The organism is Croceibacterium aestuarii (assembly GCF_030657335.1).
Classification (GTDB): domain Bacteria; phylum Pseudomonadota; class Alphaproteobacteria; order Sphingomonadales; family Sphingomonadaceae; genus Croceibacterium_B; species Croceibacterium_B aestuarii.
The window spans coordinates 2,237,839-2,251,074 of the sequence record NZ_CP131039.1 but is presented as its reverse complement, the minus strand read 5'-3'; the positions used below and the strand labels follow the sequence as shown (position 1 = coordinate 2,251,074).

The following is a 13,236-nucleotide window of genomic DNA, read 5'->3' as shown; positions in this document are numbered from 1 at the left end:
GGCGTGGCAAAGTACAGCGCCTCTTCGCTCCGTCAGACCTTCGATCGCCGGACCTTCGTGGTCGGAGCGGTCCAGGGCGGCATTGGCCTGCTTCTCGCTGCACGCATGGGCTATATCGCGGTGGCCGAGAACGAAAAGTACGAGATGGAGGCGGAGAGCAACAGGGTAAACCTGACGCTCATTCCACCACGTCGCGGCTGGATTCTCGACCGCAACGGTGCGCCCCTTGCCTCCAATCGGGCCGACTTCCGCGTCGATATCTTGCCCGAGAGGGTGATCGACAAGGAGCGTACGGTGGAAGTGCTGGGCAATCTCCTTTCGTTTTCCGCCGACGAAGTCGCGGATCTGAGAACCAAGCTCGACAAGTCAGCCAGTTTCCAATCCGTCCCGGTTGCCAGCGGTCTCGACTACGACCGCTTCGCCGCGGTCAGCGTGCGCCTGCCCGAACTGCCCGGTGTCATCCCCCAGCGCGGCTTCAGCCGCTATTATCCCACCGGCCCGGCCGTCGGGCACCTCATTGGCTATGTCGGCCCGGCCTCGCGCGAGGAATACGAGAACGAGCCGATCCCGCTCCTGCTCGCGCCCGGTTTCAAGATCGGCAAGGACGGGCTCGAAAAGCAGTTCGAGCAGGTTCTGCGCGGCGAACCTGGCGCGCGCCGCACCGAAGTGACGGCGAGCGGGCGCATCGTGCGCAATCTCGAGACGCGCGAAGATGTCCAGGGTCAATCGATCAAGCTGTCCATCGACGGCCCGCTGCAGGACTATGCCGCGAGGCGGCTAGGCCTTGAATCCGGTTCGGTGGTGGTGATCGACTGCAAGACCGGCGACCTGATGTGCATGGCCTCGATGCCGAGCTTCGATCCCAACAGCTTTTCCGATGGAATCGGCCGTGTCGAATACCAAATGCTGAGCCAGGACGAGCGCGTTCCGCTCCGCAACAAGATACTCAAGGGACTCTACCCGCCGGGCTCGACCGTCAAGCCGATGGTGGCGATGAGCTTCCTGGAAGCGGGCTTGGATCCTGAGGCGTCGACCGTGTGCACCGGCGGCCTGCGCGTGGGCAACCGGGTGTTTCACTGCTGGAACCGCCGCGGCCACGGCCGGGTCAACATGTCCAAGGGCATCTACCAGTCGTGCGACGTCTATTTCTACTATTTTGCGCAGCAGATGGGGATGGATGCCATTGCCACCATGGCCCGCCGGGTGGGCTTGGGCCAGGAATTCCCACTGCCGGTCGCGAGCCAGTTCTATGGCACGGTTCCCGATCCCGCATGGAAGCTCAAGAAGTACGGGCGCGAATGGCAGGCCTTCGACACCGTCAACGCCACGATCGGCCAAGGCTACATGCTCTTCAATCCGCTGCAGTTGGGTGTCTACGCTTCGCGCATCGCCACGGGCAACAAGGTGATGCCCCGACTCCTGCTCGACGGTAAGCAGCCGCACTTCGAGAACATGAACTTCCACGGCGACCACGTGCAGATCATCCAAAATGCGATGAAGGACGTGGTCAACGGCCCCGGCACTGCCGGCCGCGCCCGCTTGCCGATCGACGATGTCCTGCTGGCCGGAAAGACAGGAACCGCCCAGGTGGTCAGCCTCAACGTCGGCGGCGGTAAAGGCGGCCAATGGAAGTATCGCGACCACGGCCTCTTCATCTGTTTCGCCCCGTTCGACAATCCACGTTATGCCTGCGCCGTGGTCATCGAGCACGGCGGCGGTTCTGGCGCCGCCTACCCCGTCGCCCGCGACGTGATGACCTACCTGTTCGATCCGGGAAAAGCGCTCGAGACGCTGCACGGCTTCGAAGCACAATGGGGCGGCACGGCGCAGCAACGGCTCGACGCGCAGTACGCCCGGTTCGCTGCCGCATCAGGGGTTGACGTTCCGCCGGCCCCCGAAGATCTCGTTACGGTGTCGCAGAAGGTCGACGCGGAAGCGCGCGCCGCCGTCCTCCCCGCGCAGCCAAACACGGGGGCGATCGAACCCGGCGCCGAGCCCGGTACCGCCGCTGCTGGAGCGGCACCGCAATGAAGCAGCAGATTCTGCCCCCGATCATCGCCGACCAGCCGTGGCGTGTGTTGATCCCTCTGACGATGCTGGTCTGCTTCAGCGCCGCGGTGCTCTACTCGGCCGCCGGAGGCTCGATGTCGCCTTATGCGTCCTCGCAGCTGATCCGCTTCGCCCTTTTCCTCGCGGCTGCCCTAGCTATCTCGTACCTGCCCGTGCAATTGGCGCGAACGGTGGCCTACCCGCTCTACGCGATCATCGTGCTGCTTCTCCTCGGGGTCGAAATCGTGGGCCAAGTTGGAGGGGGCAGCCAGCGCTGGCTCAATATCGGCCCGCTCGTGCTTCAGCCGTCTGAGCTGATGAAACCGACCATCGTGCTCGTACTGGCGACCTATTATCACCAGCTACCGGCTGGCATGACCAGCCAGTTTCGCCCGCTTGTCCCCCCCGCCCTCTTGATCGGTATCCCTACCGGGCTCGTTTTGCTGCAGCCAGATCTGGGCACTTCGCTCGCGATCATGTTCGGCGGCGTGGTGATCATGTTCCTCGCCGGCTTGCCTGGCAAGTGGTTCGCAGGGGCCGCAGGGGCCGGCATCCTCGCGGTACCGCTTGCCTACTTCTTCGTCCTGCAGGATTACCAGCGTAACCGCGTGACAACCTTTCTCGATCCGGAAAGCGATCCTCTCGGTGCCGGCTATCACATCACGCAGTCGAAGATCGCAATCGGCTCAGGCGGGATAACCGGCAAGGGATTCGGCAACGGATCGCAGAGTCACCTCGATTACCTGCCGGAGCCGCATACCGATTTCGTCTTTGCCACAATGGCGGAGGAATGGGGCCTGATTGGAGGGCTTTTCGTGTTGCTGGTGTTCGGCATCCTGCTGCGCTGGGGACTTAACGTCGCGCGCCGCGCACCCGATCGCTTCAGCCAGTTGCTCGCAGCGGGAATGACGGCGACGATATTTTTCTATGTCGCGATCAACCTGATGATGGTCATGGGCCTTGCTCCGGTGGTCGGAATCCCCCTGCCCTTCATGAGCCACGGCGGTTCATCGATGATGACCAACATGATTTGCGTCGGCACCCTCATGATGATCGACCGCAGCAGCAAGCGCGGCGGCTCCACAGGCCTTGCCTGATTTGAAAGCCCAGCTATATGAGCCGCTCTCCGCGATTCGCGGGTCTGCCGAAATCGGCATGTGGACGCATAGCTCAGTTGGTAGAGCAGCTGACTCTTAATCAGCGGGTCCTAGGTTCGAGCCCTAGTGCGTCCACCACTTTCCCTCTTGCCGATTGACGGTTTCCTGCCGACCCGAGCTTGGCTAAGCGGACCCTCAGCACCAATCGAGGGGAAATGGCTTGAGCATTCTGAAAGACCGCGTCGCCGTGGTAACCGGCGCCAGTTCGGGAATTGGCGAGGCTTGTGCCCTCGGTTTCGCCGACAAGGGCGCACGGGTCGTGCTCGCGGCTCGCCGGGCCGAGCGGCTTTCGGGCCTGGTCCGGAAGATCGAGGACATGGGTGGCAAGGCGCTGGCAGTGACCACCGACGTGACCGACGAAGCTGCGGTCGAAAATCTTTTCGCGGAGGCCGTGTCGAGCTTCGGCACCGTGGACGTTCTAGTCAACAATGCCGGCATTGCCGAGAACACCCCGGTTGACGAGACCTCGCTCGAACACTGGAACAATGTCATCGCGACCAACCTCACGAGCGCATTCCTGTGTTCGAAATACGCGTGGCCGATCTTCAAGAAGGGCGGCCACGGGCGGATCGTCAACGTGGGCTCGATCTCGGCAAAAGTGCCGCGCAGCGAATGTCCATCCTATACCGCGAGCAAGTTCGGCCTGTCGGGACTGACCCATGCGCTGGCGCTCGACGGGCGCGATCACAATATCGCCGTGTCGATCTTCCACCCGGGTATCGTGGCGACCGAGATCATGCCCGGTTCGGTCAAGTTGCCGGACAACTTCGCGGCGACGCCCGAGGAAGCGGCGGGTATCATCGTCCACATGTGCGATATGCCCGACCACCTCAACTTTTACGAAGCTCTGATGGTGCAGAACAAGCTGCCGTTCCTCGGACGCGGTTGAAGACGGTCATGGCCGCGCACCTTGGCTGCCACAATATCGCCGACTTGCGGAAGAAGGCGCGGCGGCGGCTCCCCCTCGGGGTGTGGGAATATCTCGAACGCGGGGTCGAGGACGAGCTAGGTTTGGCGCGCAACCGCGCCGCGTTCGATGCCCTGACGGTGCGGCCGCGCGTGCTGCGGGGGGTCGATAAGATCGACACCGCTTGCGAAATCCTCGGCATCTCGGCGCCGCTGCCGCTCGCCATCGCTCCCACCGGGGCAGCGGGAATGATGTGGCACGAAGGCGACCTTGCCCTTGCCCGTGCGGCCGCAGAGGCCGGAGTGCCCTTCACGATTTCCAGCGCCAGCACCATGGATATCGAGCAGATCGCCACCGCTGGCGGAAGGCGGTGGTTTCAGCTCTACCTGTGGGAGAACCGCGCCCTGTCGCACGCGGTTATGGATCGAGCGGCCAGCATGGGCTGCGACACGCTCATGGTTACGCTCGACCTGCCGGTGCCGCCCAATCGTGAATACATCTTACGCAACGGCTTCGCGACGCCGTTCAAGCTCAATCCGCGCAATATTGCAGACGTCCTCCTGCACCCACGCTGGCTGACTGGCGTCATGGGCCGTTACGCGCTGTCGGGGGGAATCCCGACCCAGGCGAACCTGCCCGACCAGCTTCGGGCCAAAGTGACCCAGGGCGCGATGCCGGGGGCTTTCTTCAAGCAGGACGATCTGGATTGGGCGGGCGTAAGCGAGCTTCGGCGGCGCTGGCCGGGCAAGTTCATCCTCAAGGGAGTGCTCCACCCGGACGACGCCCGCCGGGCGCTCGACACGGGCGCGGATGGGGTGGTCGTATCGAATCACGGTGGCCGAGCGCTGGATTGCTCGATTGCATCGATCGACGCCCTTCCCGCCATCGTCGCAGCCGTGGGCAACCGATCTGCGGTAATCCTCGACAGCGGAGTGCGGCGGGGCAGCGACATCGCCAAAGCGTTGGCGCTTGGCGCCGACTTCGTCATGGTCGGGCGGGCGCCGCTCTACGGTCTGTCGGCATTCGGTCAGGCCGGCGTCGAGCGCGCACTCGAGATATTGCGCACCGAGTTGGTGCGAACGATGGCGATGATGGGCGCGCGGTCTATTGGGGAGCTACGTCAGTCGCTGAGCTGAGCGGCACTGGCAAAAAAAAACGGCGGGCAAAGCCCGCCGCTTTTCTTTATTCTGTAGCCACCAACTACGGGCTGGTCGGCGCGTCGTTGTTGTCGTTCGAGGCGACGACCGCGATGACGCCCGCGACGACGAGGAGACCGAGAAGCAGGGTGAAAGTCCCCGTTCCCGCGAGCTTCTCGGACGAAGAAACCTTCGAACCGGCGCGATCGGCCGATGCAGGAGCCGCTGCAGCAGCCGTCGATCCCAGGATCAGACCGGCAGCGGCAAGGCCGGTAATCGAATTACGAATAATCATTTGGCTGCCCTTCCTTTGCTTCGTAGCTTCGTTATGTTCGTTTACGCGTTCCGTCAACCCGGTCAAATGCTCGAAACCGGCCTATCGAACCGGTGTGCTGATTTTGCAACGCACAAAAAACTTGGCTTTACTAACAACGCCGTCCCGCCGTAGCGATCTGCATTGCGAGCCAGCGCCAAATGACCGACATTGGTGAAACATTGCTTAACGCATCCGCACCTTCAGACTCAACAATCTCGATGAAATGGCCCGCCCGTGCGACTATCTGTCTAGCCGGTGCCTTGGCGCTGCTTTTCCCGTCAAGCGCAAGCGCGCAGGCCGCGCTTCGAGCCGCCGACTTGCGCCTGCTCGCAGTGGCGGAGAAACTGCAGGATTCGAACGCCGCCATGTGCGACCGGCTGGCTCCTGCCCTCGGGGCAGCGCTGCAGAGCCGCGACCAGTACGCGACGGACGCCGACCCCGGCTTCGCTGCCGATGTTGCATTTGCCGTGCTGCTTGCCGACGGCCCCGCTGCCCGCGCAGGGATCGCCGAGGGAGACGGACTTGTTGCGGTAGACGGCGTCGCTGTGCGCAAACTTCCGGACCTGGCAGAAATGCCGCTCCGAGATTCCGCCTTCGCAATGTTGGCGGACCACCCAGCGGGACAGAGTTTGCAGCTTACGGTCACGCACGCCGGAGCGACGCGGGACGTCTCGCTCGATCCATTGCCGCAATGCCGTGCGCTGGTTGAAGTATTGGCAGATGGTGGAACCGAAGCGCGCTCCGACGGACGGGTGATCCAGATCGGTCTGGGCCTCGCGCAGAAGACCAGCGACGCACAGCTTGCGGTCGTCTTCGCGCACGAACTCGCGCATTCCGTGCTGCATCACCGCGACCGCCTTGCCTCGGAGAATGTAAGTAAAGGGCTCGGCGGGCAGTTCGGCCGCGACCGCAGGCTCAACGCCGAGGCGGAAATCGAAGCCGACCGGCTGAGCGTCCATCTGCTGGCCAACGCCGGCTACGACCCGCGCGCGGCTGTCGCGTTCTGGCGCTCGCACCTCGGGCAAACCATAGGCGGCGGTTTGTTCCGCAGCCGGATTTACGCCTCGCCGGCAGACCGTGCAGCAATGCTCGAACGAGAAATTGACGAATATCTGGCCGGTGGCGCGCCAAGCTGGCCAGGGCACCTTCTAGCCCGGCGTTAGCGGGGGCGTTTCGTCGAGCTAATCTTCCGCGGGGGTCGCATCCAGATCGATATAGCGTCTGTCGTAATACGTCAGGGGCCGCGCGTCGGCGCGGTGATGGCACGCCAGCAGCTCGCCGATGAAGATCGTGTGGGTGCCGAACTCGTGCCGATGAGCTGTCCGGCAAACGAAGCTCGACTGGGCGCTTTGCAAGACGGGAACGCCGTGCATTTCAGCCCATTCTCCCACCACGAAGCGCTCTTCGCCTCGACTGCTGACGAAAGCGTCTGCGACGTCGCGATTGGCCATTCCCAGCACGTTGACACAGAACGTTTCGGCGCAGGCCAGCGGTTCATGCAAAGAGGCAGCCCGATTGATGCAAACCAGCAGCGATGGAGGTTCGAAGCTCAGCGAGCTGACCGCCGTCGCCAGGATGCCGTGCCGCTCCCCGACCGATCCTGTCGTCACCGCATAAACGGTCGCCGCGACGTGCCGCATGGCAGCGCGAAACGATTCCAGTAAGTCGGCTTCGGGCTGCGGGCTGTCGGTCACTGTTCCTACATGAAGCGATGCGCGCGGAGTGGCAAGTTGTGGGTGATTGAAGTACGGGCCGGTTCGATGTGATTTCCGCCTTGCCCTCACATCGAAATGTGATATTCGCTTCGGGAATGAATGCACATACGATTGGGCGGGTTCGGGATCTTGTGAGTCGCGGGCGGATGTCGCGGGCGGGGCTGGCGCGGGCTGCGGGTCTGCATGCCAACACCCTGCGCGACTGCACCGAGGAGGGGTGGAACCCCACGGCCGAGACGCTAGGCAAGATCGAGCGCTTCCTGGCCGAGAACGACGAGACGCCGGTGCTCGTCGGAATCGAGGAGATCATCGACGAGGCCCGCAACGGGCGCATGTTCATCCTCGTCGACGACGAGGACCGCGAGAACGAGGGCGACCTGATCATCCCGGCGCAGATGGCGACGCCGGACGCGATCAACTTCATGGCCACCCACGGCCGCGGCCTGATCTGCCTCGCCCTGACCGCGCAGCGCGTCGAGGCGCTCGGCATCCCGCCGATGAGCCGCAAGAACGGCACCCGTCACGAGACCGCCTTCACAATATCGATCGAGGCGCGCGAAGGCGTCACCACCGGGATCAGCGCCGCCGACCGCGCGCGGACCGTGTCGGTGGCGATCGATTCGTCCAAGGGTGCCGACGACATCGTGACGCCGGGCCATGTCTTCCCGCTGGTCGCCCGCGAAGGCGGCGTGCTGATCCGCGCCGGTCATACCGAGGCCTCGGTCGACATCAGCCGTCTCGCCGGTCTCAACCCCTCGGGCGTGATCTGCGAGATCATGAACGAGGACGGCTCGATGGCCCGCCTCGACGACCTCATCCGCTTCGGGCGCAAGCACGGCCTCAAGATGGGCACCATCCGCGACCTCATCGCCTATCGCCGCAAGCACGACCATCTGGTCGAAAAGAAGGCGGAAGCGCGCTTCACCAGCCGCTGGGGCGGCGACTGGCGGGCGATTACGTTCTACAACAAGGCGACGAAGACCGAGACCATCGCCCTCGTCAAAGGCCGCATCGATCCCGCCAAGCCGACGCTGGTGCGAATGCACGCGCTGTCGTTCTTCGACGACATCTTCGCGCACGACACCGACCGCGCCGGGCTGCTCGAGGGGGCGATGCGCCGCATCGGCGCCGAAGGCAGCGGCGTCGTCGTGCTGATCAATCGCCCCAACCCGGGCTTCCTGACGCGGCTGGTCGACAATCTCGAAAGCACCGGGCCGCGCGATCCGGAGGCCATGCCGGCCGAGCAGCGCGATTATGGCGTGGGCGCGCAGATTCTGGCCGAGCTCGGCGTGCACGACATGGTCCTGCTCACCAATACCACCCATTCGCTCGTCGGGCTCGACGGGTACGACCTTTCCATCGTCGGCGAAGAACCGATCGAAACCGGAGACGCCTGATGGCCAAGTTCCTGATTGTCGAAGCCCGCTTTTACGACGATCTCAACGACATGCTGATCGCCGGTGCGCGCGAGGCGCTAACGGCGCAGGGCCACAAGGTCGAGATCGTCACCGTGCCCGGAGCGCTGGAAATTCCCGGTGCGATCGTGCTCGCGTCGGAAACCGAGCTTTACGACGCCTACGTCGCCCTCGGCGTCGTCATCCGCGGCGAGACCTATCATTTCGAGATCGTCGCCGGCGAAAGCGCACGCGGCGTCATGGCGCTGACGATGGACGGAATGGCCGTCGGCAACGGCATCCTGACCGTCGAGAACGAAGCCCAGGCCGTGGCCCGCGCCGATCCCAAGCAGGGCAACAAGGGGGCAGGCGCGGCCGAAGCCGCCATGGCACTGCTGAAACTGCAGGAGAAATTCCGTTGACCCTTCGACAAGCTCAGGATGAGCGTAACCAGACCTTCATCGCCGGCATCCCGCTCGTCCTCGGCGGCAACGTCTTCGGCTGGACCGCCAAGGGCGACGACGGGTTCGCCGTGCTCGACGCCTTCTACGAGGCCGGCGGGCGGATGATCGACACGGCGGACGTCTATTCGGCGTGGATCCCGGGTCACAAGGGCGGCGAATCCGAGAGCTTCATCGGCGAATGGCTCGCCAGCCGCGGGGTACGCGGCGAGATGAAGATCCACACCAAGACCGGCATGCTCAGCCGGAAGGTCCCGATCCAGATCGGCTCCGACGGCGATCCCACACTCTACGAGCCCGAAGAAGTCCTGCAGTCGCTGGGCGCCTCGCTCGAACGGCTGCAGACCGACTATCTCGACCTCTACTATGCGCACCGCGACTACGAGCAGCTCGACATCGGCCAGATCGTCGATGCCTTCGACGGCGCGGTCAAGAGCGGCAAGGTCCGCGCGCTGGGCGCTTCGAACTTCACCGCCGAGCGCCTCGCTGCCGCCCTCGAAACGGCCGATGCGCGGGGCGCGACCCCGTTCACCGCGCTGCAGAACGAATACAACCTCGTCGCGCGCAAGGCCTACGGGGCGGAGTTGCAGGAGCTGTGCACGTCGCGCGGGATCGCCATGCTGCCGTTCTTCGGGCTCGCCGCGGGCTATCTGACCGGCAAGTACCGCAACGACGAGGACTTCGCGCAGGGCGACCGCGCCTACCGGGTCAAGGATTACCAGGAATCCGGCAAGCCGGTTCTCGCCGAAATGGACCGCATCGCTGCCGAGACCGGCGCAAGTCTGCCGGCGATCGCCCTGGCCTGGCTCGTCCGCCAGCCGGGCATTCCCGCCCCGATCGCCAGCGCGCGGACGGTCGAGCAGCTCCAGGCGAACCTCGAGTTCACCCGGCTCGAGCTGTCGGACGCGCAAGTCGAACGGCTGACGGCAGCGCTGCAATAGTGGCTTCGGGCCGCCTCCCGGGAGGGCCCTGTCGCTCGCCGCGAGCGAGGGGCAGACCGGCACACAGCGACAGCACAACGGCACCCAGCACGCGCCGAGCGGCACCGGCCGGAGACTTCGGCGCGCGCACGCGGCGGGTTGGCGTGGATCCAGGCAACGCGATTTCCTACCGGATTCACATCGCACTGTGCACATTCGGTCCCCTGTGGCCGGGAACAAGACGCACGGTCGAGCGCTGCTTGTCCCGATGAACGGACCGCTCGAATGGGTCGCCGCGATCGGCACGATGATGGCCGCGGGGCTGATCGCAGCCGACCTCGGGCGCAAGGTCACCGGCTATGGCTTCGTCCTGTTCTGCGCGGTTTCGGTGACGTGGATCGTTTCCGGCCTGACCGAAGACGCTCTGCCGATCGCGGCGATGAACGCGATTCTCCTGCTGATCAACGCTTGGGGCGTGTGGCAGTACCTGCTGAGCCGCAAGAACCGCGAGGTGATGGAGCGCGTCGCGCCGATCGAGGAAAGAATCGAAAAGCAGGTCGAGCACGAGATCGAGGAGCAGGAAAGGGAGGGCGCGTGATGGCGCGGCGCGAGGCGAAGAAGCTCGAGTTCGGCAAAGTCTATCCGGCACTGGTTGCCAAGGCCGAGCGCAAGGGGCGGACGCGCGAGGAGGTCGAGGCAGTGATCGCCTGGCTGACCGGTTACGACAAGGCCGCCCTCGAACGCCAGGCCGCGTCGGGCAACGACTTCGAGACGTTCTTCGCCGAGGCCCCTGCCCTCAATCCGGCGCGCGAGCGAATCACCGGTGCGATCTGCGGCATTCGCGTCGAGGAGATCGAGGACGAAGGCGAAAAGCGCGTTCGTCAGCTCGACAAGCTGATCGACGAACTCGCCAAAGGGCGAGCGATGGAAAAAATCCTGCGGTCATGAGCGAGGCCGCGCCGCTCTACGACCGGATCGGCCTCGACTACGCCAACCTGCGCAAGCCGGACCCGCGCATTGCCGCCCGGATCGAGGCGGCGCTCGGCGATGCGAAAACCATCGTCAACGTCGGTGCAGGAACCGGATCGTACGAGCCGACACGGCGCGAGGTCACAGCGGTCGAGCCCTCGGCGGCGATGATCGCCCAGCGCCCGGCCGGCAGCGCTCCGGTGGTGCAGGCGCGCGCCGAGGCCCTGCCCTTCCCCGACGATTCGTTCGATGCGGCGATGGCCGTGCTGACCGTGCATCACTGGACCGACCCGCTGCAGGGCCTGCGCGAAATGCGCCGCGTGGCGCGCGGGCCGGTGGCGGTCCTGACCTTCGAGCAGGGCCACCCCGGCACCTGGCTCGGCGATTACCTGCCCGAGATCCGCGCGCTCGATGCCGGGCAGACGATCCCGTTCGAGGACTATCGCCGCGCGCTGGGCGAGATCGACGTCCAGACTGTGCCGATCCCGCACGATTGCAGCGACGGGTTCCTCTACGCCTACTGGCGGCGGCCGGAAGCCTATCTCGATCCGCAGGTCCGTTCGGGCAGTTCGACGTTCCATGTCCTCACCGGGCTGGAACCGGGCCTGGCGCGCTTGACTGACGACCTCGCGAGCGGGGCGTGGCGGCGCCGCTATGGAGACCTGCTGACGCTCGATGAGTTCGACGCCGGCTACCGCCTCGTCGTCACGCGCTGACCGCTCGCCGGCGTTGGCCGTTCAGGACTTCCCCTGCCGAGCATAATCCTGGACCTGTTTCAGCATCCATGTTCACCGGCGCGGTTTCCGCGTGGCGAGAAATGGACCCTGAAACGAGTTGGGGATTATCCCATTGCGTCATGTAGGGCTCCCTGCTATACAATATGTATGAGCAAGCCCATCCCCCTCCGCAAATTCCTCGACCAGTTTCCGACCGAGGATAGCTGTCTCGAACACCTCATGCGCACGCGCTATGGCGACCGTCACATCTGCGCAAAATGCGGCAAGGACGCGCACTATTATCGCGTCAGCACCCGCAAGGTTTATTCGTGCGAGCATTGCGGCAATCAGATTGCGCCGATGGCCGGAACGCCTTTCGAGCGCACCCGCACTCCCCTGCGCGACTGGTTTTTGGTGATGCACATGTTCTCGATTAGCCGGAACGGCGTTGCTGCCAAGGAAGTCGAGCGCCAGATCGGCGTGACCTACAAGACCGCGTGGCGCATGTGCCACGAAATCCGCAAGTACATGGCGGCGTTCGACAGCGACGATCCCCTTGGCGGTTCCGGCTCGCATGTCGAAATCGACGAGACGCTGATCGGTGGCTCGGTTTCGGGCAAAGGCTAGGGCTACAAGGGCAATAAGACCTGCGTTCTTGGGATGCTGGAACGCGGCGGCGAACTGGTAACGCGCGTGGTCCCAGCATCGCGCGTAGGAGTTTGTGAAAGCGGATACTAGGATCGTCGGTCAAGGTTCAGCCACCTGCTGAGCTACGTGCGAGGCAACCTCTCTCGCCTCGTCTATGTGGCCATCACGCAAGAGCGGGGTCATCCGCTCAAAATACTCCATAATTGCCATCGCTTTGCGCTCCATTTCTTCCAAGCCGGACAGATTAGGAACCGTAAGGCCACATTTTTCATACGTGATCATTAGCGAAATCGCGTCACTTATTACGCCCCCAAGAGGGTCTAATCGTTCCGCAGCAATCATCGAGTGCCAATGTAAATTTAGCCTCCGGACGATGGTGTTTCCTTTGAGCGCCAACGCCCGCGCCTCCTCCTCCGGGGTGGTTCTTTGCGGCCGCTTTGCTGGCCACCCGGTCGCTGCGAAAGCGCGCCCGGCTTGCGGCGCGAACGACAGCAACAGGAGAATGGCGCAGGCCCACATGATCGCTGGGTGGACGACAAGCCCTCTCGTTGCCTGAGAAGCCGACTGCCAGCCAATCACGTCAAGCCAATGGCTGACATTGGAATGCGCCTCTCGCGGCCCGACACCACTTATGAACAGGAAGGTGCCGATCACGGCTCTCCCCGCCCAGGTTGCCACCTTCGCCACGATTCCCGAATCCCCCTTGCCCATTGGCTCGGGACACTACATCTTGGATTACATGATTGAAAGGGATAAACTCCAAACGAGTTCAGGGTGAGATTGAGGGGACAACTGCGATAGGATTCTCAGCTGCCGCAGGTCCTGGCTGCGCAGGTCAGGGCGACCGG

Annotated in this window: 14 protein-coding genes, 1 tRNA gene and 1 pseudogene; 13 read left to right on the top strand and 3 right to left on the bottom strand. The window is 64.0% G+C overall.

Translation table 11 applies throughout. The annotated features are described in order from the left end of the window. Window positions 1–3 precede the first annotated feature (3 nt). The 5 genes from mrdA to Q7I88_RS11135 all read left to right on the top strand — a co-directional run bounded on the left by mrdA (window position 4) and on the right by Q7I88_RS11135 (window position 5,249). Window positions 4–2,031 (top strand): penicillin-binding protein 2, encoded by a 2,028-nt coding sequence (gene mrdA / locus Q7I88_RS11155; RefSeq protein ID WP_305095990.1) that lies wholly within the window; start codon window positions 4–6, stop codon window positions 2,029–2,031. After that, complete coding sequence (gene rodA, locus Q7I88_RS11150; RefSeq protein WP_305095989.1) at window positions 2,028–3,146, top strand: rod shape-determining protein RodA; 1,119 nt, start codon at window positions 2,028–2,030, stop codon at window positions 3,144–3,146. The genes mrdA and rodA overlap by 4 nt, the downstream gene beginning before the upstream one ends. Window positions 3,147–3,208: 62 nt before the next feature. Continuing rightward, window positions 3,209–3,284: transfer RNA gene (locus Q7I88_RS11145), tRNA-Lys, on the top strand. 82 nt (window positions 3,285–3,366) lie between these two features. Beyond that, entirely contained in the window at window positions 3,367–4,095 is a 729-nt protein-coding gene (locus Q7I88_RS11140) for an SDR family oxidoreductase (protein WP_305095988.1), read from the top strand. An 8-nt stretch (window positions 4,096–4,103) separates the two neighbouring features. Continuing rightward, window positions 4,104–5,249: an alpha-hydroxy acid oxidase gene (locus tag Q7I88_RS11135; protein ID WP_305095987.1), complete on the top strand. Its 1,146-nt coding sequence runs from the start codon at window positions 4,104–4,106 to the stop codon at window positions 5,247–5,249. A gap of 64 nt (window positions 5,250–5,313) precedes the next feature. Here the strand turns inward: Q7I88_RS11135 and Q7I88_RS11130 are convergent, their stop codons facing one another. Then, window positions 5,314–5,544, bottom strand: a complete 231-nt coding sequence (locus Q7I88_RS11130; protein WP_305095986.1) for a hypothetical protein — start codon at window positions 5,542–5,544, stop codon at window positions 5,314–5,316. 179 nt (window positions 5,545–5,723) lie between these two features. On the opposite strand from Q7I88_RS11130, the gene Q7I88_RS11125 reads away from it, so the two are divergent. Further along, on the top strand, window positions 5,724–6,728 hold the full coding sequence (locus tag Q7I88_RS11125) for a M48 family metallopeptidase (protein WP_305095985.1): 1,005 nt from the start codon (window positions 5,724–5,726) through the stop codon (window positions 6,726–6,728). An 18-nt stretch (window positions 6,729–6,746) separates the two neighbouring features. Here Q7I88_RS11125 and Q7I88_RS11120 read toward each other — a convergent pair whose 3' ends face one another. Then, window positions 6,747–7,259, bottom strand: a complete 513-nt coding sequence (locus Q7I88_RS11120) for a flavin reductase family protein (RefSeq protein WP_305095984.1) — start codon at window positions 7,257–7,259, stop codon at window positions 6,747–6,749. A gap of 116 nt (window positions 7,260–7,375) precedes the next feature. Between Q7I88_RS11120 and ribB the strand changes: the two genes are divergently transcribed. From ribB to Q7I88_RS11085, 7 genes and pseudogenes are all read left to right on the top strand, one after another. After that, the gene (gene ribB / locus Q7I88_RS11115; RefSeq protein WP_305095983.1) at window positions 7,376–8,677 is read left to right on the top strand and encodes a 3,4-dihydroxy-2-butanone-4-phosphate synthase; all 1,302 of its coding nucleotides are present in this window, start codon (window positions 7,376–7,378) and stop codon (window positions 8,675–8,677) included. Then, complete coding sequence (gene ribH, locus Q7I88_RS11110) at window positions 8,677–9,096, top strand: 6,7-dimethyl-8-ribityllumazine synthase (protein ID WP_305095982.1); 420 nt, start codon at window positions 8,677–8,679, stop codon at window positions 9,094–9,096. Before ribB ends, ribH begins: the two co-directional genes overlap by 1 nt. Further along, window positions 9,093–10,076, top strand: coding sequence for an aldo/keto reductase (locus Q7I88_RS11105; RefSeq protein ID WP_305095981.1), 984 nt, complete (start codon window positions 9,093–9,095; stop codon window positions 10,074–10,076). The genes ribH and Q7I88_RS11105 overlap by 4 nt, the downstream gene beginning before the upstream one ends. Window positions 10,077–10,323: 247 nt before the next feature. Beyond that, complete coding sequence (locus Q7I88_RS11100; RefSeq protein WP_305095980.1) at window positions 10,324–10,653, top strand: hypothetical protein; 330 nt, start codon at window positions 10,324–10,326, stop codon at window positions 10,651–10,653. Then, window positions 10,653–11,003, top strand: coding sequence for a DUF2200 domain-containing protein (locus Q7I88_RS11095; protein ID WP_305095979.1), 351 nt, complete (start codon window positions 10,653–10,655; stop codon window positions 11,001–11,003). Before Q7I88_RS11100 ends, Q7I88_RS11095 begins: the two co-directional genes overlap by 1 nt. Next, on the top strand, window positions 11,000–11,740 hold the full coding sequence (locus Q7I88_RS11090; protein ID WP_305095978.1) for a class I SAM-dependent methyltransferase: 741 nt from the start codon (window positions 11,000–11,002) through the stop codon (window positions 11,738–11,740). The genes Q7I88_RS11095 and Q7I88_RS11090 overlap by 4 nt, the downstream gene beginning before the upstream one ends. Window positions 11,741–11,908: 168 nt before the next feature. Then, window positions 11,909–12,445 (top strand): annotated as a pseudogene (locus tag Q7I88_RS11085) (IS1595 family transposase); the annotation flags it as partial. Between the two features lie 42 nt (window positions 12,446–12,487). On the opposite strand, the gene Q7I88_RS11080 reads toward Q7I88_RS11085, so the two are convergent. After that, window positions 12,488–13,042, bottom strand: coding sequence for a hypothetical protein (locus Q7I88_RS11080; RefSeq protein ID WP_305095977.1), 555 nt, complete (start codon window positions 13,040–13,042; stop codon window positions 12,488–12,490). Window positions 13,043–13,236: the final 194 nt, after the last annotated feature.